Origin of the sequence: Pinirhizobacter soli (assembly GCF_015905305.1) — a bacterium.
Classification (GTDB): domain Bacteria; phylum Pseudomonadota; class Gammaproteobacteria; order Xanthomonadales; family Rhodanobacteraceae; genus Pinirhizobacter; species Pinirhizobacter soli.
This window is the reverse complement of the sequence record NZ_JADZLQ010000002.1, coordinates 294,047-317,934: the sequence shown is the minus strand read 5'-3', so window position 1 is coordinate 317,934 and position 23,888 is coordinate 294,047. Positions and strand designations below refer to the sequence as shown.

Sequence of the window (23,888 nt, the reverse complement as noted above, 5' to 3'; positions counted from 1 at the left end):
CCATCAGCCAGCTTTCTTCTTCGCCAGCCGCAGCCAGGTGTCAACCACCGTATCCGGGTTCAGCGACACGCTCTCGATGCCCTGGTCCATCAGCCACTCGGCAAGATCCGGGTGGTCGGACGGGCCCTGGCCGCAGATGCCGATGTACTTGCCCTTGGCCTTGGCGGTGCTGATGGCCATGGCCAGCAGCTTCTTCACCGCCGGGTCGCGTTCGTCAAAGAGGTTGGCCACGATGCTCGAGTCGCGGTCCAGTCCCAGGGTGAGCTGGGTCAGGTCGTTCGAACCGATCGAGAAGCCATCGAAGATGTCGAGGAACTCGTCGGCCAACAGCGCGTTGGACGGCACCTCGCACATCATGATCACCTTCAGGTCGTGCTCGCCCTGCACCAGGCCGTTCTTGCGCAGCACCTCGATCACCTTGCGGCCTTCATCGAGTGTGCGCACGAAGGGAATCATCACCCAGACATTGTCCAGGCCCATCGTTTCGCGCACGTATTTGACAGCCTGGCATTCCAGCGCGAAGGACGCTGCGAAGCCTTCATCGACATAACGGCTGGCACCGCGGTAGCCGATCATGGGGTTCTCTTCGTGCGGCTCGTAGCGCGCGCCGCCGAGCAGACCCGCGTACTCGTTGGATTTGAAATCCGACAGGCGCGTGATCACGGGCTTGGGATACACCGAGGCGGCGATGGTTGAAATGCCTTCGGCGAGGCGGTCGACGTAGAAACTGACCGGATCCTTGTACCCGGCGATGCGCTCGTCGATCTTTGCCTTGATGTCCTTGTCCTGCTTGGCGTATTCCAGCAGGGCCTTCGGATGTACGCCGATGTGGCTGGCGATGATCATCTCAAGGCGCGCCAGGCCGATGCCGGCGTTCGGCAGCATGCCGAAGTCGAAGGCGCGCTCGGGGTTGGCCACGTTCATCATGATCTTCAGCGGAGCCTCGGGCATGGCGCCGAGGTCGGCCGAGATCTTCTCGAACTTCAAGATGCCCTCGTAGATGCTGCCGGTGTCGCCTTCAGCGCACGACACGGTGACTTCCGCGCCGTCGGGAATGGATTCCAGCGCGTTGCCGCAACCGACCACCGCCGGCACGCCCAGTTCGCGGGCGATGATCGCCGCGTGGCAGGTACGGCCACCGCGGTTGGTGACAATGGCGGCGGCGCGCTTCATTACCGGCTCCCAGTCGGGGTCGGTCATGTCGGCCACCAGCACGTCACCGGCCTGCACCTTGTTCATGTCGGCCAGGGAGCGGATCACGCGCGCCTTGCCGGCGCCGATCTTCTGGCCGATGGCGCGGCCTTCCACCAGCACCTTGCCGCGCTCGCCCAGCTGGAAGCGCTCGAGCGTGGTGGCATGCGAGCGTGACTTCACGGTTTCCGGGCGCGCCTGCACGATGTACAGCTTGCCGGTGTTTCCGTCCTTCGCCCATTCGATGTCCATCGGGCGCTGGTAGTGCTTTTCGATAGTGAGCGCCTGGCGCGAAAGCTCTTGGAGCTCCTCGTCGTTGATGCAGAAGCGCTGGCGATCCGCTGCCGGGGTTTCCTCGATGCGCACGCGCTCGCCGGGTTTGTCGGAATACACCATGCGCTGCTGCTTGGCGCCGAGATTGCGGCGCAGCACCGCGGGCTTGCCCTGGTTGAGCGTGGGCTTGAATACGTAGAACTCGTCGGGGTTCACCGCACCCTGCACGACCATCTCGCCCAGGCCATAGCTGCCGGTGACGAACACCACGTCACGGAAACCCGATTCGGTGTCGAGGGTGAACAGCACGCCCGAGGCGCCTACATCCGAGCGCACCATCAGCTGCACGCCGGCGGACAGGAAGACGTCCTCGTGCTTGAAGCCCTGGTGCACGCGATAGGCGATGGCGCGGTCGTTGTACAGCGAGGCGAAGACTTCCTTCACCTTGTGCAGTACGTCGTCGATGCCGACCACGTTCAGGAAGGTTTCCTGCTGGCCGGCGAAGGAAGCGTCGGGGAGGTCTTCGGCGGTCGCCGACGAACGCACGGCCACCGCGATATCGGCGGCGCCTGCGTCCTTGCACAGCTTGACGTACGCGTCGCGGATGGCCTGCTCGAGTTCGGCGGGCAGGGCGGTATCGACGATCCAGCCGCGGATTTCCTTGCCGCCCTTGACCAGCTCATCGACGTTGTCGACGTCCAGGTGTTCCAGGCGGTCCTGGATGCGTTTGGCCAGGCCGCTTTTTTCCAGGTACGCCTGGAAGGCGTCCGCGGTAGTGGCGAAGCCGCCGGGTACCGAAACCCCCAGCTTCGACAGGTTGCCGATCATTTCCCCAAGGGAGGCATTCTTTCCGCCCACCTTGCCCAGGTCGCTCATGCGCAGGGCATCGAGCCAAAGCACCAGATCGCTCAATGGAACATCCTCGAGTTTTGGAAACGGTGGGACGCGAAAGCGCCGCAGTTAGCTCGCTATTGTGGGAGGCCGTGGGCCCATCAGACAAGGATGCGCCGAAGGCACCGTTCACGTAAACGCTTACGTCCGGGTTTGCGGGGTGTCGCAGCATGCCGGTGGCTGCGCTATCGTGCAGCCAAAGCCGCCTGAAGGACGCCAAGCACCGCCATGCGCCGAACTGTCTTCTTCATTTCCGATTCCACCGGCATTACCGCCGAAACCATCGGGAACAGCATCCTGGCCCAGTTCGAGGGGGTGCATTTCGATACCCATCGATTGCCGTTCGTCGACGATGCGATCAAAGCGGAGGCGGCGGCCCTGCGCATCAAGACGAAGTATGCCCAGGAGGGGCAGCGGCCGATCGTGGTCAACACCATGGCCGACCGGCGGCTTTGCGACATCGTGGCCGAAAGCGGGGCGCTGATGATGGACGTGTTCGCGCCCTTCATGGAGCCCCTGGAGGACGAACTGGGCGCCAAGCGATCGGGCGCGGTGAACCGCTCGCACGGCCTGGTGGATTTCGACCGCTACGAAGCGCGCATCAATGCCACCAACTACGCCCTGGCCCACGACGATGGGCTGGATGTGAACTACAACGAATCGGACGTGGTGCTGGTGGGCGTGTCCCGTTCGGGCAAAACCCCTACCTGCCTGTACATGGCCTTGCATTACGGCGTGTGCGCCGCCAATTATCCCCTCACCGACGACGACCTGGACAAGCTGGAGCTGCCCTCGCGGCTGAAGCCGTACCGCAGCCGCCTGTTCGGCCTGACCATCGACCCGATGCGCCTGGCGCAGATCCGCGAGCAGCGCCGCCCGGGAAGCAAGTACGCCACGCTCAAGCAGTGTCAGTGGGAGCTTGCGCAAGCAGATAAATTGATGCGACGGGAGAACATCCCCGTGCTAAACACTACGCATACCTCGATCGAAGAGATATCCAGCAAGATCTTCGAACACCTGGGTATCGAACGACACATGTACTAGGAGAACTTAAGCTTTCCATGAGCGCTGTCCTCGACCGCCCCGAATCCCTCCTGCCAGGTCGCTTCGAATACCTGATGGGCCTGTACGCCGAGAACTACCATCGGCTGGTGCGGCTGTTCGCCCCCCACAAGCTGGCGGCGGGGGAATACGTGTCGAGCGTGGACGATGGCCTGGACGTGCGCCTGAAGATCCAGGAAAAACACCCTTACACGGTTGAGCTGGAACTTACCTACGCCTTCGTCGACGCCGAAACGGGCCAGCCATCGCCGTCGGCCCAGTTGCGCATGTATACCGACGCCCATGTCGCCGAGGCGCTGCATTGCCACCCCGGCCGCCACCTCTGGCAGGTGCTGGGCCCGTTTCCCCCGGCCCACACCGTGCTGCAGCATCGCCTGTCGATGAACGGGTTCCTCACCCGCTGGCTGGAATACCTGGCTGAGCAGGGCCATTCCATCGGCACCCTGGAACGGGTCGCCGATGAAGACGCCGAGGCCTGAAATCCCCGTCCACGCTAGGGGAGGGGCGGATTTCACCCAATAAAAAACCCGCCGAGGGCGGGTCCTTTAGTACAACAGTGGCGGAGCGGACGGGACTCGAACCCGCGACCTCCGGCGTGACAGGCCAGCATTCTAACCGACTGAACTACCGCTCCGCATTTGTTGCCTTTCTTCCAGCGAACGTCCAACTTGTATCCACTTCCGATGGCCTGGAAAGTGGCGTCCCCACGGGGATTCGAACCCCGGTCGCAACCGTGAAAGGGTTGTGTCCTAGGCCTCTAGACGATGGGGACGTATAGAGTTGGTGGAGCCAGGCGGGATCGAACCGCCGACCTCCTGCATGCCATGCAGGCGCTCTCCCAGCTGAGCTATGGCCCCGCCGCTGGAAGCCGCAAAGAATAGGGCCGGGTCCCGATTCCGTCAAGCTTTTGTAAACAAAATTTTTCGACCAGTTAGGCTGTGCCCATGCACGCCCTTCAATTCATCCAGGATCTCGCAACCGTGATGCTGGTCGCCGGGCTCACCACGGTGATCTTCCAGCGCCTGCGACAGCCCGTGGTGCTCGGTTACATCATCGCCGGCGTGGTGATCGGGCCGTACACGCTGCCGGTGATCTTCATCCACGATCAGAACACCATCCGCACCCTCGCCGAACTCGGCATGATCATGCTGATGTTTGCCTTGGGGCTGGAATTCAGCCTGCGCAAGCTGCGCAAGGTGGGGTCGACGGCGCTGGTTGCAGCGGCCGGTGAGATCGCGCTGATGGTGTGGCTGGGCTACGAGATCGGCCGGCTGTTCGGCTGGCGGGCGATGGACTCGTTGTTCCTGGGCGCGATGCTGTCCATTTCTTCCACCACCATCATCATGAAGGCGCTGGAAGAGCAGAACTTCAAGCGCGAGCGTTTTGCCCAGTTGATGTTCGGCATTCTCATCGTGGAGGACGTGCTGGCCGTGGTGCTGATGGCGATTCTTTCAGGCATCGCCAACACCGGGGACCTGGAGGCCGGCCAGGCGTTCGGCGCGATCGGCAAGCTCACCCTGTTCCTGGTGGTCTCACTAGTGGTGGGCCTGCTGCTGGTGCCGCGGGTGGTGGATTACATCGCACGGGTGAGCCGTAACGACGTCTTGCTGGTGGCGGTTTTGGGCATCTGCTTCGGTTTCTGCCTGCTGGCCAGCGAAATGGGTTACAGCGTGGCCCTGGGAGCCTTCCTGGTGGGCGCTCTGGTGGCTGAATCGCGCAGCGTGGCCCGCATCGAACGCATCGTGATGCCGGTGCGCGACATGTTCAGCGCCTTGTTTTTCGTCGCCATCGGCATGTTGATCGACCCCTCGCTGTTGCTGAAATACGCACTGCCCATCGGCGTGTTGACGGTGGTGGTGGTGGTGGGGAAGGTGATCACCTGCAGTTTCGGCGCCTTCGTCGGCGGCAATGGCGGGCGCACGTCGCTGCGCGTGGGCATGGGCCTGGCGCAGATCGGCGAATTCTCGTTCGTGATCGCCTCGCTCGGGCTTACCCTCAAGGTGACCAGCGATTTCCTCTATCCGGTAGCCGTGGCGGTATCGGCGCTCACCACGTTCCTTACCCCTTACCTGATCCGCCTGTCCGAGCCACTGGCCAGCTTGCTGGAGCGATCTGCGCCGCGCCGGATGATGGAGGTGATGTCCACCTATACCGGTTGGGTCAACGGCGTGGGCTCGCCCGGCGGACAACGCGCCATGGTGATGAAGATGGTGCGCCGGCTGGTCTGGCACGTGGTGATCAATACGTTGCTGGTGGTGTCGGTGTTCATCGCCATGGCGTTCTTCTACCGGCGCGGTTTCCTGCGTGAATGGGTGGCCGATCCCGACACGCGGCGCAGCGTGATGTGGTCGCTGGCGGCGCTGGTGTCATTGCCGATGATCGTGGCTGCCTACCGCAAGGCCGAGGCATTGGGCATGTTGCTGGCCGAGCTTGGCGTGCCGCAGCATGTGGGCGGCTCGCGCAACGTGGCCGTGCGCACCACGTTGGGCCGCCTGGTGCCACTGGGCGTGATGCTGGCGCAGGGCGTGCTGGTGGCGGTGCTGGCTTCCACCATCCTTCCGCCGCGCGAGGTAGCGCTGGTGATCGTGGTGATCGTGGGCCTGCTTACCTGGCTTTTTTGGCGATTGCTCGTTCAGGTTCACGCACGGTTGCAGGCGGCGATCAGGGATACCCTGGAGAAGCCGCCGCCGCCGCCGGACGACCACTAAGCCGGGAAAAACTCCTTCGGCTACCAGCCCCTACAGGATACTTTTGCGGTAGATGCGCCAAAAAGAAGGCTTTCCTGCAGCTTTCATGGCGCTGGACACTGAACCTTTCCGTCCAAACGGTGTCCATCGAGCGCGCCGTTGCCAAGGCCGTCCAAGCCCCGCACAATGGCGTTTCTGTCTCCATAGGGGAGGCACCACCGGCCCGTGCCGGCTTTCCACGTTATGAGGGAGTTCTCGATGAAGCACTTTTTGCGCCCCACGATGACGGCCGCCGCGCTGGCTGTTGCGCTTGGCATGACCGCGGGCGCACATGCCCAGGCTGCCAAGGGCAAGGCCTCCGCCGCTCCTGCCGCGGCCCCGGCTGCCGTGGACAAGACCAAGGCCAGCTATGTCGTGGGTTGGGACATGGCCAGCCAGCTGCCGCCGCTGGTCCGTAACGAAATCGATCCGGCCACCGTTGCGCGCGCCGTGCAGTCCGCGCTCTCCGGCCAGAAGCCGACCATGACCGAAGCTGAGGCCAAGACGGTCCGCGACGCGTTCGTGGCCAACCTCAAGGCCAAGGCCGAGGTCGAGTACAACCAGGTCGCCGCCAAGAACAAGAGCGAAGGCGACGCCTTCCTTGCCAAGAACAAGAGCGCCGCTGGCGTGAAGGTCACGGCGTCGGGCCTGCAGTACCAGGTGGTCAAGGCTGGCACGGGCGCCCGTCCGGGTCCGAACGATACGGTCGCGATCAACTACACCGGCACCTTCGTCAACGGCGAGAAGTTCGATTCCTCGGCCGACCACAAGGAACCGGGTCCGACCCAGATCCCGCTTGCCGCGGTGATCCCGGGCTTCCGCGAGGGCCTGCAGCTGATGCAGGTGGGTGGCCAGTACAAGCTGTTCATCCCCTCCACCATCGCCTATGGCGCGCAGCCGGAAAACGGCTTCCCGCCGAACGCCACGATCATCTTCGACGTCGAACTGGTCAAGACCGGCCCGACGCCGGCTGGTGGCCCGGGCGGTCCGGGTGGCGCTGGCAAGCCGGCCGGTGGTGGCTGATAAAACGCCCTTTTAGGGAAAGCGATGCGTGACGGGGCGCGGATTATTCCGCGCCCCGTTTCTTTTACAATCGACCATTCCCCAGCAGCGGTTCTCTCCCACGATGAAAGTCACTATCTTCGGTACCGGTTACGTCGGTCTGGTCACGGGTACCTGTCTTGCTGAAATGGGCAACGACGTCGTCTGCGTCGATGTAGATGAAGCCAAGATCGAGGGCCTGAAGAACGGCCGCATCCCGATCTACGAGCCGGGCCTGGAACCGATGGTGTTGCGCAACCATGCCGGCGGCCGCCTGGACTTCACCACCGATGCCGTCAGCGCCGTCGCGCACGGCGACCTCATCTTCATTGCCGTAGGCACGCCGCCGGACGAAGACGGCAGCGCCGATCTTCGCTACGTGCTGACCGTGGCCCGGACCATTGGCCAGAACCTGGGCCGTTACGCGGTGGTGGTGGACAAATCCACCGTGCCGGTAGGCACCGCCGACCGCGTGCGCGAAGCCATTACGGCATCGCTCGCCGAGCGCGGCGCCTCGGTCGAATTCGACGTGGTCTCCAATCCGGAATTCCTTAAGGAAGGCGATGCGGTCGAAGACTGCATGAAGCCCGACCGCATCATCATCGGCAGTTCCAGCGAACGTGCCGTCAATGCCATGCGCAAGTTGTACAAGCCGTTCAATCGCAACCACGACCGCCTGGTGCTGATGGACACGCGTTCGGCCGAGCTCACCAAATACGCCGCCAACGCCATGCTCGCCACGAAGATCAGCTTCATGAACGAGCTGGCCAACGTGGCTGAGCGCGTGGGCGCCGACATCGAGCGCGTGCGAGAGGGCATCGGTTCGGATCCGCGCATCGGCTACCATTTCATCTATCCAGGCACCGGCTACGGCGGTTCGTGCTTTCCCAAGGACGTCCAGGCGCTCGAGCGCACGGCGAAGGAACACGGCTACACCGCTGAACTCCTCGGCGCGGTGGAAAGCGTCAACGCACGGCAGAAGTCGCGCCTGTTCGAACTGATCAACCAGCATTTCGACGGCAAGCTCGCAGGCCGCACCATCGGCGTATGGGGCCTGGCGTTCAAGCCCAACACCGATGACATGCGCGAAGCGCCCAGCCGCACGCTGATCGAAGCCTTGTGGAAGGCAGGTGCGAAAGTGCGCGCCTACGATCCAGAAGCGCGCGAAGAGACCGCGCGCATTTACGGCGAGCGCGACGACCTGGTGTTGTGCAAGGGCATGTACGATGCGCTGCAGGGCGCCGATGCACTGGCCATCGTCACCGAATGGAAGGCCTTCCGCGCGCCGGACTTCAGCCGTATGCGCGATGCGTTGTCGGCGCAGGTAGTGTTCGATGGCCGCAATCTGTACGAGCCGACCGCCGTCGAGGATGCCGGGCTTGCTTACTACGGCATCGGCCGCGGACGTAGCCTGCGAGCTTCATCATGAGTCACGAGCCGCGCCTGGACGAGCTGGAGGTACGCCTGTCGTTCGTCGACGAGGCAGTGCAAGGCCTGGCCAGCGCGGACATCGAGCAATCCCAGCGCCTGGCCGCCCTTGAGCGTGCCGTGCGCGAACTTCGCGCGGAACTGGCTTCAGTGCGGTCGTCGGCACCCTCCGATCCGCACTCCGAGCCGCCGCCCCCGCACTACTAAACCGAGTGTTCCATGGCTGAATCACTGCGCGATCAGCTGCTCAAGAGCGGCATCGTCAAACAGGTCCACGAAGAAAAGCGCCAGCAGCAGACGCAGGTGCCGCGCAAGCCGCGTCCAGCTGGCGCGAACGCCGGCAAGGGCCGGCCTGATCAGCGCGGCAATGCCAAAGGCGGTCAAGACAACCGCGGACAGGCCAACCGGCCGCAGGGCGCGCGTCCACCGTCTTCGGGCGAGATGGACCTGGCCAAGGCCTACGCCATCCGCGCTCAGGCGGAGGCCACCGAGCGCCGCAAGGCCGAGACCGAGGCCGCCGAAGAGGCGCGCTTGCGCAAGGAGCGCAAGCGCAAGCTGCAGTCGCTGGTGGAAGGCAAGGCGCTGAACAAGCCCGATGCCGACCAGGTGCGCCACTTCACCTACGGCGAGAAGATCCGCCGCCTCTATGTCGATGCCGCCCAACTGGTGGCGCTGAACGCCGGTGAGTTGGGCGTGGTGCAGCATGGCGGCCGCTATCTGCTGCTGCCGCGCGCGATCGTCGATGAAGTGGCGACACTCGCACCGGGGCAGGTGGCGCTGTTGGTCGGGTCCGGCGAGACCGCCGAGGCAGACGACGGCGTGCCCGACGATCTGATGTGGTAGTGGATCGGCGCCGCCGAGGCGGCGCTGATATCAGCCCAATTCGTCCCAGCCCGCCTTGGGCATGAAGCGTTCGCCGTAACGCTGGGCGAGCTTCTGCAGGCGTTCACGCACTATGTCCACGCCCTCGCTGCGGGCATAGGCGATCGGACCGCCACGGAAGGGTGCGAAACCGGTACCGAAGATCACGCCGGCATCGAGCAGATCCTCGTCGTCCACCACGCGCTCGTGCAGGCAGGCGACGGCTTCGTTCACCATCGGCAGGATCATGCGGTCGATGAGGTCGGGCGGCGTGGTGTAGTTCTCGTCCACCTGCGGTTTCTGCGGCTTGCCATCGACCCAGGTGAACAGGCCCTGGCCATCCTTCTTGCCGCGCCTGCCGTCCTGGATCTTCGCTTCAAGCCCTTGCGGCAACTCAAGCCCCAGGAACGGCGCAAGCTCCGCGCCGACCGAGGCGCACACATCAAGGCCCACGGTATCGGCCAGTTCGATCGGTCCCATCGGCATGCCGAAGCGCTTGGCCTCGCGGTCGAGCACCGGGCCGGGCACGCCTTCGTTGTAAAGGCGCATGGCCTCGAGCAGGTACGGCATGAGGATGCGGTTGACCAGGAACCCCGGGGTGCCTTTTACCGGCACCGGAAGCTTGCCCAGGGCCTTGATGAAGGCAAGGCCGCGCTTCTCCGATGCCGCATCGAGGGCGTCGTGGCGCACCAGTTCCACCAGCGGCATCTGCGCCACGGGGTTGAAGAAGTGCAGGCCCATGAAGCGTTGCGGCGCAGCCAGCTTGCCGCGCAGTTCGTCCAGCGGGATCGATGACGTATTGGTGGCCAGGAGTTCGTCCGCCTTGAATTGCGGTTCGATGGTGGCGTAAAGCGCCTGCTTGGCCTGCGCATTTTCGAAGATGGCCTCGATGGCCAGGTCGGCCTTCGCCGCTCCCGCCCCTTCGACGTCGGCCTTCAGCCGCCCCATCGCGGCATCCACCTTGGCCGGCGACTTCAGGCGTTTTTCGAACATCGCCTGGGCCCGCGTGATCGCAGGTTCAATGAACTTCATCTCGCGGTCCTGCAGCGTGACCTCGAACCCCTTGAGAGCCGCCCAGGCTGCGATGTCGCCCCCCATGACCCCCGCGCCCACCACATGGACGCGTTCGATACCGTGCTCGGCCTTGCCGGCCAGTCCCTTGAGGCGTTCCTGTAGCAGGAAGATGCGGATGAGGTTGCGTGCGGTGGGGGTCTGCGCCAGCTTGACGACGCCGCGGGCTTCCAGCTTCAGTCGCTGGTTGATATCGCTGCCGCCGCGCTGCCAGGCGTCGATCAGGGCGAAAGGTGCCGGATAGTGCTCCTTGCGCACCTTGGCGGCGGTCTGCTTGCGCACCATCGGCGCGATGATCTGCCGCGCCAGCCAGGTATTGGTGGCCCAGGCCTTCGCTCGCTGCGCGAACGGCCGGGGTGTCGGGCGGCGAATGAAATGCCGCGCCTCGGCAAGGAGCTCTTCCGGCTTGGCCAGGCGATCGACCAGGCCCACGGCCTTCGCCCGCCGGGCGTTGAAGGGCTTGCCGGTGAGCATCGCCTGCAGGGCCTCGGGCGCACCGATCAAGCGTGGCAGGCGGGCGCTGCCGCCCCAGCCGGGAAAGATGCCCAGCATCACCTCGGGCAGGCCGATCTTCGTCGTGTCGTCGTCGGCGGCGATGCGGTAGCGGCACGCCAGCGCCAGTTCCGTGCCGCCGCCCATGCACGCGCCGTGGATGGCGGCGATGGTCGGGCAGGGCAGGCGCGCCAGGCTTTCGTAGACGCGCTGGCCATTTTCGATGTTTTCCTGCACCGTGCCGGCGTCGGCGTAGGTGACGAACTCCTTGATGTCGGCGCCCACGGCGAAGCCCGACGGTTTGGACGAATGGATGACCACGCCGGGAGGATTGTCGATGGCCAGTCGCTCGACAATGTCGGCAAGTTCATCGAGCACGGCGCGCGAGAGCGCATTGACGCTTGCGCCTTCGCGGTCCAGGGCGAGCAAGATCACTCCCTTGTCGTCTTCGCTGGCGTGCCAGTGTTTAAAGCGTAATCCTTCGAACATATCGTACGGCGCCGGGTCGATAATGAGTCGGCACACCTTACCTCCGCGCAAGAGCTATTGCGAGACGAACGTTCGCTGGCGTACGGTTGACCGATTATGTCCATTGATACCCAGGCTGGAAACGACATCCTCGACCGCGTGCTCGAGGGGGAGGGGCCGCTCGTCTGGCTGGACGTCGACGACGTCGAGGGCCTGGTGACGCGCTTCGCCGCTATCGCCCGGCGCAGCGGGCAATCGATGTACCGCTGGCGTCCGGAGGACGGCCTGGTGAGCCTGCGCGAGGCCAGCACGCGGGTACCCGGTTGCCCCCGCGTGGGCGACGTGCTGCGTTATATCCTGCAAAGCCTGCACTTTGGCATCTACCTGGTGACGCCGCCGGCCCTGGTGGGCGCGCAGGACGCCCATCTGCTGCGGCAGGTCGCCCGGTTGCCGGCCCAGCCGGTGCGCCGCGTGATCCTGCTGGGCGGGGCCCCCTCGCTGTCCGAGTCTCTCGACGACGTCCTGGTGCACATGGCCACCCAGCCGCGCGCTGCGGGCCTGCGGTTGCGCGATGGGCGCTGGGTCACCTGATGCCCGATTTTCCCGGCGTCCTTATCCTTGCCGCGCAGCGCGACGTGCGCCGTGACATGTTCGATGCGTTCGACCATGTGGGCTTCCGCCCGATCCTCGCCGCCCGGGACGTGGCGCAGGCCGAGTCGTTGTTGCTGGACGAGCCTCCGCTTGCCCTGGTCGTGCTGGCGCTCGAGGCCGACCCGGGCCGCGTGCTCGGTTTCGCCCACGCGCTGCGCTCGCGCCCGGCCTACCGCGATACCCCCATGATCGCCGTGGTCGACGATACCGCGGCCATGGATACGCGCCTCCTGGCGCCGGTATTCAACGACTGGCTGCGGCGCGCCTCCATCCGCAGTGAACTGCTGCCCCGCGCTACGCGCAGCATCGGCGACGCAACGACATCTGCGGCCGCCACCCCGGCTGCCGTTGCACAGGAAAGTCCGGTGGCGGCTGCACCGGCGTCCGTCACGGTGCCTGCCTTGGCCCGCCACGACCTTGCGTCACGCGCGCTGTCGATGGTGGCGGCCCTGGCCGGTTGCTCCAGCGACGACGCGGGCCTGGCCGACGGCGTGGCTACGGTGGCCAACACCCTCGAGTTCGACGTGGTGTCCCTGTGGGCTTTTCAGCCCGAGCACGAGGAGCCCGTGGAGCTGGCACGTTTCTGCGCGCCGAACCTGCCCGCCGAAGGCCCATCGGCCACGCAACAGGGGTTGCTGAAAGTGGCCCTGCGTGGGGATGCGGTGGTCGCACTGGAAAGCGTCCGGGGGCTGGGTAGCGATGCCCTTGTCCAGACTCTCGAGCTCGGTGCCTACGCGGCCCTGCCGCTGATGGACGAGCGTCGGGTGGTCTTGGGCGCGCTGGTGGCCGGACGACGCGAGCCGGTCGCCGATGCCGCGACCATGGAGGCGGCCCTGCGCACCGGGGCCAACCGCTTCGCCAGCGCCCTGGAGCTTCGCGCAGCCCGTGAGCAGGGGCGCGCACGGGGCCTGCTCGATGCCGTGACGGCATTGCCCAACCGCTTGCTGTTCAATGACAGGCTCGATACCAACATCCGCGAAGCCCATCGCACAGGCGAATGTTTTGCGGTGATGTTCGTGGACCTGGACCGCTTCAAGTCCATCAACGATTCCCTGGGCCATGCCACCGGCGACCTCGTGCTGGCCGCGGTGGCGCGCCGGCTGCAATCGAACGTACGCGCCTCCGATACCGTGGCGCGCTACGCCGGTGACGAGTTCACGGTGATCCTCCGCCACATCATCAAGCGTGACGACGTCCTGCGCATTGCCGAGAAGATCGTCCAGGTGATGGAATCACCGCTGATGCTGGGCGACGGCTCGGAACTGCAGATCACCGCCTCCATCGGCGTGAGCTTCTTCCCCGACGATGCATCCGACTCGGAAATGCTCCTGCGCCATGCCGACGAAGCCATGTACGGCGCCAAGAGCCTTGGCCGCAACAACTTCCAGGTGTACGCCTCCAATCCGGACACCATGCAGCAACAGCACGTGGCGCTTAAATCAAAGTTGCGCCATGCCGAACGCAACAACGAATTGCGCGTGTACTACCAACCCCAGGTGCGCGCCGACAGCGAGGACATCGTCGGCATGGAGGCACTGGTGCGCTGGGAGCATCCGGAACTGGGCACGATCAGTCCGGCGTTCTTCATCCCGCTGGCTGAGGCCAGCGGACTGATCGTCTCCATTGGCGCCTGGGTGCTGCGCACCGCGTGCATCCATGCGCGGGCCTGGCAGGAAGCCCATGGCTTCAACCTGCGCCTGGGCGTGAACCTCTCCGCGGTGCAGTTGATGCAACCGAGCCTGGTGGAGACGGTGGCCGATATCCTCGCTGAGACGGGCTTCGATCCACAGCATCTGGAACTGGAGGTCACCGAGAGCATCAGCGTGAAGACCGTGCCGAACCTGGTGGAGAGCCTTGATGCGCTGCATGCGCTGGGCTGCCGCATCGCCATCGATGATTTCGGCACGGGGGCGGCATCGCTGGACTACCTGCGCCGCCTTCCCGCTGATCGGATCAAGATCGACCAGAGCTTCGTGCGCAATATCGGCGTGGATCCCGACGACGAAGCCATCGTCCGCGCCACCATCGACATGGCCCACCGCCTCAAGCGCGGCGTGGTAGCCGAGGGCGTGGAAATCGAACAGCACCTGGACTTCCTCCGGGCCAACGGCTGCGACGAATTGCAGGGATACCTGTTCTGCCGGCCGCTGCCCCAACTTGCCTTCGACAAGCTCCTTAACGAGCGCGCGCGCATACTTGCCGGCGGCCTGGCACCGGTTGACCATGCTTGATGACAACCGTGACGGCCCCATCTGCGTTAGTGGGGATTCGTCCTGCCTTGGAATCTGCGCGCAAGTGAACTTGCCGCCGGCCGGGTGGTCGAAGGCGCAGCCGTCCACCCGCGAAGGCCCCGCGGCAACCATTAAAGGAGAGGGCCCCCGATGGGCGAAAACGAAGTTGACCAGGCACTGGTCGAGCGCGTCCAGGCAGGCGACCGCCGTGCGTTCGACCTGCTGGTGCGCAAGTATCAGCATCGCTTGGTCGCGCTCATCTCACGCTATGTGCGCGACTGGTCCGAATGCGAGGACATCGCCCAGGAGTCGTTCGTGCGCGCCTGGAAGGCGCTGCCGGCGTTCCGCGGCGAAAGTGCGTTCTATACCTGGCTGTACAAGATCGCGGTCAATACCGCCAAGAACCACCTGGTGGCCATGGGCCGCCGCCCACCTACCGACGACATCGCCGTGGAAGACGCAGTCCATGGCCCAGGCGCCGGGCGTCTTCACGAAAGTGCGACACCTGAACGTGAATTGATGCGCCAGCAGGTGGAACAAACGGTTTTTTCTACTGTCCAAGCCTTGCCCGAGGAATTGCGGGTGGCGATCACCCTGCGTGAGGTCGACGGCCTCAGCTACGATGAAATCGCCGAAAAGATGGGGTGCCCGATCGGCACCGTACGGTCGCGGATCTTCCGCGCCCGTGAAGCAATCGACGAAAAACTGCGGCCCGTGCTGGATACCCGCGAGGACTACCGAACATGAGTGAAAGCAACCTGGAAAACCTCTCCGCCGCGGCGGATGGCCAGTTGTCGGCACAGGAACTTCGATTCCTGATGCGACGGCTGGACCACGACCAGGCCCTGCGCGACGCGTGGGACCGCTTCCACCTTGCCGGCGATGGCTTGCGCGGGCAGGTGCCCGGGCAGTTGGCGTCGGCCGGATTCGCAGCCAGGGTGATGGCCGCGATCGACCAGGCGCCCCTCGTGGCCGTGGCCCCGCGCCGCCGGCACTGGCTGCACTGGTCCGCCGGCGGCGCGATCGCCGCGGGTGTTGCCGTGGCCGCGCTGATGGTCTCCCAGCCGGCGGGACGTCGTCCGGATACCGCGGCCCCGGTGGCCGCCACCCACGTCACTTCCGCGGATGCCTCCGTGGCCGATGTCGGCAGCAGCCCGGCGGCGGCGCCACAGTGGTTGTCGGGTAATGTCGCCTCACGTCTGACCCAGCAGGCGGCCTACGGCAGTGGTTCGCCGATGGCCAGCTACCCGCAGCAGGTAAGCCAGTACCAGGTGCAGCCCCTGCAGCCGGTGCAGTTCAACGGTGCCATCAGTGCCAACGACGCTCGCTACATGATCCTGCTCAGCCCCGTCGTGCCGGCGCAGGCGATTCCCCAGCAGCGCGCGCAGGCGCGATAGAACAACCCGCCGGGGTGGACACCCGTCCGCCCCGGCCGCGCCAGGTTCCCTGGCGCCCTACAAAACCCGTCCATTGAAAAAGCCAGCCGCCAGGTAAACGCGGCAGGTAATCGGTACGAAAGACCCAAGTTAAGGAGGAATCGGATGACCTTTATGACCCGGCGCTGGCTCCTGGCAGCGGCGCTTTGCCTTTCCACGGGTGCGGTTTACGCGCAACCGGCAGCATCCTTGCCGGACTTCACCGGCATCGTCGAAAAGAATGCAGGTGCCGTGGTGCACGTGGAAGCGAAGTACACCGGCAAGGGCAAGAGCCAGCGCACCAAGCCGCGCATGGCTCAGCAGATGCCCGATGACCAGCAGGAATTGCTGCGCCGCTTCTTCGGCATGCCGATGATGCCCTCTCCGGAAGAACAGCAAAGCACCTCGCTGGGCTCGGGGTTCATCATCTCCGCCGACGGCTACGTGATCACCAACAACCACGTGGTGGAAGACGCCGATACCGTCACTGTGCGCCTGCAGGATCGCCGCACGCTCGATGCCAAGGTGGTCGGGGCCGATCCGAAATACGACATCGCCCTGCTCAAGGTAAACGCAGGCAGCCTTCCGACCGTCGCCATCGGCGATTCGCGTGCGCTCAAGGCCGGTCAATGGGTGCTGGCCATCGGCTCGCCATTTGGTTTCGACTACACGGTAACCCAGGGCATCGTCAGTGCCGTGGGCCGTAACCTGGGCAGCCGCGACCAGCCCTATACCTCGTTCATCCAGACCGACGTCCCCATCAACCGCGGCAATTCCGGCGGCCCGTTGTTCGATCTGGCGGGCAAGGTGGTGGGCGTCAACTCGCAGATTTATTCCAGCACCGGCGGTTACCAGGGCGTGGCGTTCTCCATCCCCATCGACGTGGCGATGGACGCGGTGCAGCAGATCAAGCAGAAGGGCTACGTGACCCGCGGCATGCTGGGCGTGCAGGTGGGCGTGGTCACCGACGACATGGTCAAGGCCTGGAAGCTCGATTCGGGCGTCGGCGCGGCCGTGGCCAACGTCACCCCTGGAAGCGGGGCGGCCAAGGCGGGCCTGCGCTATGGCGACATCATCCTGTCGTTCAATGGCCAGGCCATCGGCCAGGCTTCGGATCTGCCGCCCCTGGTGGCCAGCACCAAGCCCGGCACGCTGGCCAAGGTCGGCATCCTGCGCGACGGCAAGAAACAAACCGTCGAGGCCACGGTCGGCGAATTGCCGCGGGATGGCGACGCGCTGGCGAGCGCCGAGGCCGGCACCGGCAAGCTGCCGGGCGCTGCTTCAGGCAAGGCGCTTGGGCTGGAAGTGACCGATCTTTCGGCCAGCGAACGGAAGGACGCCGGCCTCGGCGCGGGCGAAGGCGTAGCCATCAAGAACGTCACCGGCAAGGCGGCCCAGGCGGCCGGCTTGCAGCCCGGCGACATGGTGCTGATGGTCAACCAGACCCGCGTGGGCACGGCGGCGGCCTTTGCCGAAGCCGCCCGAGGGCTGAAGTCGGGCGATACCGCCCTGCTGCTGGTGCGTCGCGACGACGCCACCCAGTTCATCCCCCTTACCATGCCTTAGACCCTCTGGACCGCCCGTGGGGTGGCCCTTCCGTGCGATAATCGCCGTTTGCGCGTCGCAGACCCCTCGGGTTTGCGGCGCCACGTCGCCCGCGTCGCGGGGACGGGCATCCCAGGCATCGGCGCTCCATGGATCTCATTCGCAATTTCTCCATCATTGCCCACATCGACCATGGCAAGTCCACGCTTGCCGATCGCATCATCCAGATATGCGGTGGCCTGTCCGAACGCGAGATGGAAGCCCAGGTGCTGGACAACAATCCCATCGAGCGCGAGCGCGGCATCACCATCAAGGCGCAGTCGGTGTCGTTGCCGTACACGGCGCGCGACGGAAAAACCTACCAGCTCAACTTCATCGATACCCCGGGTCACGTGGACTTCTCCTACGAGGTAAGCCGCTCGCTGGCTGCCTGCGAGGGCGCCTTGCTGGTGGTCGATGCCGCCCAGGGCGTGGAAGCGCAGTCGGTGGCCAACTGCTACACCGCGATCGAGCAGGGCCTGGAAGTGGTGCCGGTGCTGAACAAGATCGACCTGCCCACCGCCGACATCGAGAAGGTCAAGGGCGAGATCGAGGCGGTGATCGGCATCGATGCCAGCGACGCCATCTCGATCAGTGCCAAAACCGGCCTCAACGTGGTGGAGGTGCTCGAGGCGATCATCGCCCGCATCCCGCCGCCCAAGCCGCGCGATACCGATCGCCTGCAGGCCTTGATCATCGATTCGTGGTTCGACAATTACCTGGGCGTGGTGTCCCTGGTGCGCGTGATGCAGGGCGAAATCAAGGCCGGTGACAAGATACTGGTGATGTCCACCGGTCGCGTGCACCTGGTCGACGACGTCGGCGTGTTCACCCCGAAGCTGAAGAAGCTCGAAAAGCTTGGCGCGGGCGAGGTGGGCTGGATCAACGCCTCGATCAAGGACGTCCACGGCGCGCCGGTGGGCGACACGCTTACCCTTGCCAGCAAGCCGGCTGACCACCCTCTGCCGGGTTTCCAGACCATGCAGCCGCGCGTCTTCGCTGGCCTCTTCCCGGTGTCGGCGGATGACTACCCTGCGCTTCGCGAGGCGCTGGACAAGCTGCGCCTCAACGACGCGTCGATGTTCTTCGAGCCGGAAAGCTCCGAGGCCATGGGCTTCGGCTTCCGTTGCGGCTTCCTGGGCATGCTGCACATGGAAATCGTGCAGGAGCGCCTGGAACGAGAATACGACCTCAACCTCATCTCCACCGCGCCCACGGTGGTGTACGAGGTGCTCAAGACCGACGGCAGCATCCTGGCGTTGGATAACCCATCGAAGCTGCCGCCGATCCCGCAGATCCAGGAGATCCGCGAGCCGATCATCGTGGCCAGCATCCTTACCCCGCAGGCCTACGTGGGCAACGTGATCACGCTGTGCGAGGAAAAGCGCGGCGTGCAGCGTTCGATCCACTACCTGGCAACGCAGGTGCAGGTGACCTACGAGATCCCGCTGGCCGAAGTGGTGCTGGATTTCTTCGACCGGTTGAAATCCGTCTCGCGCGGCTATGCGTCGATGGACTACCACATGGAGCGCTTCGACGCAGGTCCCTTCGTGCGCGTGGATGTATTGATCAACGGTGACCGGGTCGATGCCTTGAGCCTCATCGTGCACCGTTCGCATGCCGACCGCCGCGGCCGCGAACTGGTGGAACGGATGAAAGACCTGATCCCCCGCCAGCAGTTCGACGTGGCGATCCAGGCCGCCGTCGGCGCCCAGGTGATCGCCCGCTCCACGGTGAAGGCGCTACGAAAGAACGTGCTGGCCAAATGCTATGGCGGCGACGTCTCGCGCAAGAAAAAACTGCTGGAAAAACAGAAGGAAGGCAAGAAACGCATGAAGCAGGTCGGCAGCGTGGAGATCCCCCAGGAAGCCTTCCTGGCGGTGCTCCGGACGGACAAATAACCCCGAAGGTCACGTATTCGCAAGCTGGTCGCCGGTGGTACCGTGCGGCCTTGTTGGCCGGCCCGGGAGCGGCGGCCTTACCGATGGAGTAGGCATGGAATTCGATTTTGCGGCGATCCTCCTTGGCCTGACGGCGCTGTTCGGCGTGGTCTGGGCTTTCGACCGCCTGTTCCTGTTCAAGGGACGCAAAGCCCGGAGCGAAGCCTCCGGCGAGCCGCTGGTCGATCCCTGGCCCACCGACTGGGCCCGTTCGCTGTTCCCGGTGATCCTGATCGTGCTGCTGCTGCGTTCGTTCGTGGCCGAGCCCTTCCGCATTCCGTCAGGCTCGATGATGCCCACGTTGAACGTGGGTGACTTCATCCTGGTCAACAAGTTCGCTTACGGCCTGCGCATGCCGGCCTTCAACAACAAGCTCGTGGCCATCGGCGAGCCGCGCCGCGGCGACGTGGTGGTGTTCCGCTTCCCAGGCTATATCTGCAAGGTCGATGGCCAGGTGCTGCGCAGCGGCGACCAGAGCTGCGAAGACCCGCATATGCCGGTACCCAACCAGAACTGGATCAAGCGCGTGATCGGGCTTCCGGGCGACCGCATCGAGTCGCGCGGCAGTGAGCTCTACATCAACGGCGAGCGTGTGGTGGACGACGCGATCGGCCCGTACGAGGGCGATCCGCGCCTGACCGAGGACAGCCTGATGCTGGCCAACGGGGCCACTGTCTGGACCGAGCACTTGCCAGGTTCGGCCGGCTTGCCTGGGGTGGACCACCGCATCGCGCTGATGCCCGCCTACAACATCCCGCACGACATCCCCAACGGCGACGTCCCCACGGTCGTGCCGCAAGGCTGCTATATCGTGATGGGCGACAACCGCTACAACAGCACCGACAGCCGCTGGTGGGGCTGCATGCCCGAGAAGAACCTGGTGGGCAAGGCGTTCGTCGTCTGGCTGAGCTATAAGGGCCTGGATTTCCCCTGGCTGGACTTCCCGCGCATGGGCCGGGTGATCCATTGATCCATCCGGCGTGGGCGCGGAGCGGTTATGCTTTGCCCGCCGGCGCGCCACGGGCGCCGGCTCACAATCGATTCTTCGGGGGAAGACAGTCATGAAGGGCAGGCAATCAGGCGTCACGCTGGTCGGTTTCATCATCATCCTGGCCGTAGTCGGGTTCTTCGCCTACGCGGCGATGAAGCTGGTACCTGCCTACACGGAATTCATGGGCGTGCAGAAGGCGATGACCCAGATCGGCGCCGCTGGCACCTCGGGCAAGACGCTCGACGACATCCGTCGCGATCTCATGTTCAAGATGAACTTCCAGTACGTGGACGACGCCACCATCAAGCCGAAGGACATCACCGTGCAGCGCCAGGGCAATGCGGCCACGCTGCACGTGGAGTACGACAAGATCATCCCGTTCATGTACAACATCTCGCTGCTCCTGCATTTCGAGACCTCCAAGCCGCTCGCGGGTGACGTCACGCAATGAGGAAGGTGTGAAGCCGCTGCATCGTTTCGCCGACCCGGCGCTGGCCCAGCTGGCGCTGACCCACCGCAGCGCCGGACGTCCCAACAACGAGCGGCTTGAGTTCCTCGGCGATGCCCTGTTGGGCTCGATGGTGGCCGAGATGCTTTACCAGGCGCATCCCAAGGCCAGCGAGGGCGAGCTCTCGCGCCTGCGTGCCCAGATGGTGAATGGGCAGGCGCTGGCGGTGGTGGCCAAATCGCTCGAGATCGGCGACGACCTGAAGCTTGGCCCTGGTGAACTCAAAAGTGGCGGCTTCCGCCGCGAGTCGATTCTCGCCGATGCATTCGAGGCGCTGATCGCGGCCATCTACCTGGACGCCGGCTTCGATGCCTGCCGCGAGGTTGTGCGAGGTCTTTTCGCCGACCAGGTGGCCGCCTTATCGCGGTCGAGCAAGGACGCCAAGACGAGGCTGCAGGAGTGGCTGCAGGGTAGGGGCTTGCCCCTTCCCGCGTATGAATTGATCGACAGCCACGGCGAAGACCACGCCAAGACATTCGATGTCAGCTGCACGATCGCCGACCCCATCACATGCCGCGTCGAAGGACGCGGTGGCAGCCGCCGGGCTGCCGAACAGGAAGCCGCCGAGGCCGTGCTGGCTCGCCTGCTGGAGCAAACCGCATGAACGAAGAACCCACCATCGAGACCGAACCTGTCGTATCCGCCGATTACCGCTGCGGCTTCGTGGCGCTGGCTGGCCGGCCGAACGTGGGCAAGTCCACCTTGCTCAACGCCTTGGTGGGTTTTCGCCTGTCGGCCGTGAGCCCGCGTCCGCAGACCACGCGCCACCGCATCCTGGGCATCGCCACGCGACCGGCAGGGCAGATCCTGTATGTCGACACCCCGGGCCTGCATCGCGGCGCGAAGCGGGCGATGAACCGCAGCATCAACCGCACCGCGCGGTCAGCCATGTCAGATGTTGACGTCGGCGTGCAGGTGATCGAGGCCAATCGCTGGACGGACGAAGATTCTGCCGTGCACGCGGTTTTGTCCGAGCAATCGGCGCCGCGCATCCTGGTGATCAACAAGGTCGACCTCGCCAAGGACAAGGCGGCGATGCTGCCGTTCGTCGCCGATCTCACGTCCAAACATGCCTTCGACGAGGTGCACTACGTCAGTGCACTGAAGCGCAAGGGCCTGGAAGAACTCGAGCGCAGCCTGATCGCGCGACTGCCCCAGGCGCCGCCGGTGTACGGCGAGGACGAAATTACCGACCGCAGCGAGCGATTCTTAGCCTCCGAGATGGTCCGCGAACAGCTGATGCGCCGGCTCGACCAGGAATTGCCTTATGCCACCACGGTGGAGATCGAGCAATTCGTCGACCGCGAAGACGGCGTGGCGGAAATCCATGCGGTGATCTGGGTCGAGCGCGACGGGCAGAAGGCGATCGTCATCGGCCATGGCGGCGCGCAGCTCAAGGCCATCGGCAGTGCCGCGCGCAAGGCCATGGAAAGCATTTTCGAACGCAAGGTGTTCCTGAAGCTCTGGGTGAAGGTGCGCGAGGGCTGGGCCGACGACGAGAACGCACTCAAGCGCTTCGGCTACGAGTAAGTCTTAAGCGCCATGCGCATCGACCAGCAACCGACGTTCGTGATGCATGGGCGGCCGTATCGCGAGACATCGCTGCTGCTCGAATGCCTGACCCGCGATCACGGCCGCATCGGCGTTGTTGCCCGCGGGGTGCGCAGGGAGCGGGCCAAGTTGCAGCGTTCGCAGCTCGAACCCTTCCAGCCAATCGCGCTGGACTTTCTGCTCCGCGGTGAACTGGCCACGCTGCGCGCCGCCGAGCCCATCGGCCTGCCGATGCGGCTGGTGGGCGATGCGCTGATGTCGGGCCTGTACCTCAACGAGCTCGTCGTGCGCCTGACAGCGCGCCACGATCCGCAGCCTGCCGTGTTCGACGCCTATGGCAGCACCTTGCGGCGGCTGGCTGATGGCGAGCCGGTAGGCTGGACCCTGCGGCGCTTCGAACGCGACCTGCTCGATGCTCTGGGGTATGCACTGGCGCTGGAATTTGAAGGCGATAGCGGTGAACCCCTGGTTTCCGGAGGCAGCTATCGCTACGAACCGGAACTGGGTGCGGTGCCTGCGCGCCCCAACGAACCGCACACCGTGCAGGGGCGTGACCTCCTGGACCTCGCCGCCGATCGCTGCCCGGATGCAGCGGGGCTCGCCGCGCTGCGCCGGCTGATGCGCCAGGTGATCACTTTCCACCTCGGAGGCGGCGAACTGCGGGCGTGGACGGTGTTGGGGCAGGGCGGCGTGCGCCGATGATTGGGGTAAGCTTCAGGCTTTCCGGCCCGTGATCTGTTCACCCATGCGCCTATCGTTCGTTGCCAGCAATACCCCCATCGCCCGCAAGGCCCGCGAAGCACTGGTAGAGCTCTACGGCGACGTTCCCCTGGCCGAGGCCGAGACCGTGGTGGCGTTGGGTGGCGATGGCTTCATGCTGCGCGCCCTGCACGACGCCCGCTCGCTGGGCGTGCCCGTTTACGGCATGAAACTGGGCAAAGTCGGTTTCCTGATGAATCGCCATGAGCTTCCCGACCTCGTCGAGCGCATCGAACGCGCGCACCCGGCGATCCTGCATCCGTTGGAAATGACCTGCACCTGCATCAACGGACAAGAGCACAAGGCATTGGCCTTCAACGAAGTGTCCTTGATCCGCCAGACCAACCAGGCAGCGCACCTGCAGGTTCGCATCGACGACCTGGTGAAGCTCGACGAGCTCGTCTGCGACGGCATATTGTTGTCCACGCCAGCCGGGTCCACTGCCTACAATTTCTCCGCGCACGGGCCGATCCTGCCGCTCGATGCCAACGTGCTGGCGCTCACGCCGATCAGCCCTTTCCGTCCGCGCCGCTGGCGAGGCGCCATCTTGCCGCATGCCTCTCGTGTCGGTTTCACCGTCAAAGACCCCAACAAACGGCCGGTCAGCGCCACCGCCGACTTCCATGAAGTGCGCGACGTACAAAGCGTTCAGATTCGCCAGTCGCGCAGGCACGGCGTGCGTTTGCTCTTCGATCCGGAACACAACCTGCAGCAGCGTATCCTCGACGAGCAGTTCGCGCTTTAGGAGCCATAG

General features: G+C 64.9%; 21 protein-coding genes and 3 tRNA genes. 19 read left to right on the top strand and 5 right to left on the bottom strand.

Annotated features, from left to right (window positions below):
* Positions 1–3: 3 nt before the first annotated feature.
* Positions 4–2,376 carry a phosphoenolpyruvate synthase gene (gene ppsA, locus NDK18_RS11275; RefSeq protein ID WP_250623628.1) on the bottom strand — a complete coding sequence of 791 codons (2,373 nt, stop codon included), beginning with the start codon at positions 2,374–2,376 and terminating at the stop codon, positions 4–6.
* A 207-nt stretch (positions 2,377–2,583) separates the two neighbouring features.
* Here ppsA and ppsR point away from each other — a divergent pair, with 207 nt between their 5' ends.
* The gene (gene ppsR / locus NDK18_RS11270; RefSeq protein WP_250623627.1) at positions 2,584–3,399 is read left to right on the top strand and encodes a posphoenolpyruvate synthetase regulatory kinase/phosphorylase PpsR; all 816 of its coding nucleotides are present in this window, start codon (positions 2,584–2,586) and stop codon (positions 3,397–3,399) included.
* Between the two features lie 17 nt (positions 3,400–3,416).
* Positions 3,417–3,896, top strand: a complete 480-nt coding sequence (locus NDK18_RS11265) for a DUF1249 domain-containing protein (RefSeq protein ID WP_250623626.1) — start codon at positions 3,417–3,419, stop codon at positions 3,894–3,896.
* A gap of 78 nt (positions 3,897–3,974) precedes the next feature.
* Here NDK18_RS11265 and NDK18_RS11260 read toward each other — a convergent pair.
* The 3 genes from NDK18_RS11260 to NDK18_RS11250 form a co-directional block, all read right to left on the bottom strand.
* Positions 3,975–4,051: transfer RNA gene (locus tag NDK18_RS11260), tRNA-Asp, on the bottom strand.
* A 62-nt stretch (positions 4,052–4,113) separates the two neighbouring features.
* A tRNA-Glu gene (locus NDK18_RS11255) sits at positions 4,114–4,189 on the bottom strand.
* Between the two features lie 9 nt (positions 4,190–4,198).
* Positions 4,199–4,274, bottom strand: a tRNA-Ala gene (locus NDK18_RS11250).
* Positions 4,275–4,361: 87 nt separating this feature from the next.
* On the opposite strand from NDK18_RS11250, the gene NDK18_RS11245 reads away from it, so the two are divergent.
* From NDK18_RS11245 to NDK18_RS11225, 5 genes are all read left to right on the top strand, one after another.
* Entirely contained in the window at positions 4,362–6,125 is a 1,764-nt protein-coding gene (locus NDK18_RS11245; RefSeq protein ID WP_250623625.1) for a cation:proton antiporter, read from the top strand.
* Between the two features lie 237 nt (positions 6,126–6,362).
* Positions 6,363–7,166, top strand: a complete 804-nt coding sequence (locus NDK18_RS11240) for an FKBP-type peptidyl-prolyl cis-trans isomerase (RefSeq protein WP_250623624.1) — start codon at positions 6,363–6,365, stop codon at positions 7,164–7,166.
* 103 nt (positions 7,167–7,269) lie between these two features.
* Entirely contained in the window at positions 7,270–8,613 is a 1,344-nt protein-coding gene (locus NDK18_RS11235) for a UDP-glucose dehydrogenase family protein (protein ID WP_250627829.1), read from the top strand.
* Entirely contained in the window at positions 8,610–8,819 is a 210-nt protein-coding gene (locus NDK18_RS11230) for a SlyX family protein (RefSeq protein ID WP_250623622.1), read from the top strand. The genes NDK18_RS11235 and NDK18_RS11230 overlap by 4 nt, the downstream gene beginning before the upstream one ends.
* Before the next feature lie 12 nt (positions 8,820–8,831).
* Positions 8,832–9,455, top strand: a complete 624-nt coding sequence (locus tag NDK18_RS11225; protein WP_250623621.1) for a DUF2058 domain-containing protein — start codon at positions 8,832–8,834, stop codon at positions 9,453–9,455.
* Positions 9,456–9,485: 30 nt separating this feature from the next.
* On the opposite strand, the gene NDK18_RS11220 is transcribed toward NDK18_RS11225, so the two are convergent.
* A complete protein-coding gene (locus NDK18_RS11220; protein WP_250627828.1) occupies positions 9,486–11,525 on the bottom strand; it encodes a 3-hydroxyacyl-CoA dehydrogenase NAD-binding domain-containing protein in 2,040 nt (679 codons plus the stop codon).
* A 96-nt stretch (positions 11,526–11,621) separates the two neighbouring features.
* On the opposite strand from NDK18_RS11220, the gene NDK18_RS11215 reads away from it, so the two are divergent.
* The 12 genes from NDK18_RS11215 to NDK18_RS11160 all read left to right on the top strand — a co-directional run bounded on the left by NDK18_RS11215 (position 11,622) and on the right by NDK18_RS11160 (position 23,879).
* Positions 11,622–12,095 carry a hypothetical protein gene (locus NDK18_RS11215; RefSeq protein WP_250627827.1) on the top strand — a complete coding sequence of 158 codons (474 nt, stop codon included), beginning with the start codon at positions 11,622–11,624 and terminating at the stop codon, positions 12,093–12,095.
* Positions 12,095–14,386, top strand: a complete 2,292-nt coding sequence (locus NDK18_RS11210; protein ID WP_250623619.1) for a putative bifunctional diguanylate cyclase/phosphodiesterase — start codon at positions 12,095–12,097, stop codon at positions 14,384–14,386. Before NDK18_RS11215 ends, NDK18_RS11210 begins: the two co-directional genes overlap by 1 nt.
* Before the next feature lie 150 nt (positions 14,387–14,536).
* A complete protein-coding gene (gene rpoE / locus NDK18_RS11205; protein WP_250623618.1) occupies positions 14,537–15,133 on the top strand; it encodes an RNA polymerase sigma factor RpoE in 597 nt (198 codons plus the stop codon).
* The gene (locus NDK18_RS11200) at positions 15,130–15,783 is read left to right on the top strand and encodes a sigma-E factor negative regulatory protein (protein ID WP_250627826.1); all 654 of its coding nucleotides are present in this window, start codon (positions 15,130–15,132) and stop codon (positions 15,781–15,783) included. Before rpoE ends, NDK18_RS11200 begins: the two co-directional genes overlap by 4 nt.
* A gap of 144 nt (positions 15,784–15,927) precedes the next feature.
* Positions 15,928–17,367 carry a Do family serine endopeptidase gene (locus tag NDK18_RS11195; RefSeq protein ID WP_250627825.1) on the top strand — a complete coding sequence of 480 codons (1,440 nt, stop codon included), beginning with the start codon at positions 15,928–15,930 and terminating at the stop codon, positions 17,365–17,367.
* Positions 17,368–17,495: 128 nt separating this feature from the next.
* The gene (lepA, locus tag NDK18_RS11190; RefSeq protein ID WP_250623615.1) at positions 17,496–19,286 is read left to right on the top strand and encodes a translation elongation factor 4; all 1,791 of its coding nucleotides are present in this window, start codon (positions 17,496–17,498) and stop codon (positions 19,284–19,286) included.
* 94 nt (positions 19,287–19,380) lie between these two features.
* Complete coding sequence (gene lepB / locus NDK18_RS11185; RefSeq protein ID WP_250623614.1) at positions 19,381–20,295, top strand: signal peptidase I; 915 nt, start codon at positions 19,381–19,383, stop codon at positions 20,293–20,295.
* A gap of 91 nt (positions 20,296–20,386) precedes the next feature.
* Complete coding sequence (locus tag NDK18_RS11180; protein WP_250623613.1) at positions 20,387–20,767, top strand: DUF4845 domain-containing protein; 381 nt, start codon at positions 20,387–20,389, stop codon at positions 20,765–20,767.
* 7 nt (positions 20,768–20,774) lie between these two features.
* Positions 20,775–21,428 (top strand): ribonuclease III, encoded by a 654-nt coding sequence (gene rnc, locus NDK18_RS11175; protein ID WP_250623612.1) that lies wholly within the window; start codon positions 20,775–20,777, stop codon positions 21,426–21,428.
* Positions 21,425–22,354, top strand: a complete 930-nt coding sequence (gene era / locus NDK18_RS11170) for a GTPase Era (protein WP_250623611.1) — start codon at positions 21,425–21,427, stop codon at positions 22,352–22,354. Before rnc ends, era begins: the two co-directional genes overlap by 4 nt.
* Positions 22,355–22,366: 12 nt before the next feature.
* A complete protein-coding gene (recO, locus tag NDK18_RS11165) occupies positions 22,367–23,077 on the top strand; it encodes a DNA repair protein RecO (RefSeq protein ID WP_250627824.1) in 711 nt (236 codons plus the stop codon).
* A gap of 43 nt (positions 23,078–23,120) precedes the next feature.
* Complete coding sequence (locus NDK18_RS11160; RefSeq protein ID WP_250623609.1) at positions 23,121–23,879, top strand: NAD kinase; 759 nt, start codon at positions 23,121–23,123, stop codon at positions 23,877–23,879.
* Positions 23,880–23,888: the final 9 nt, after the last annotated feature.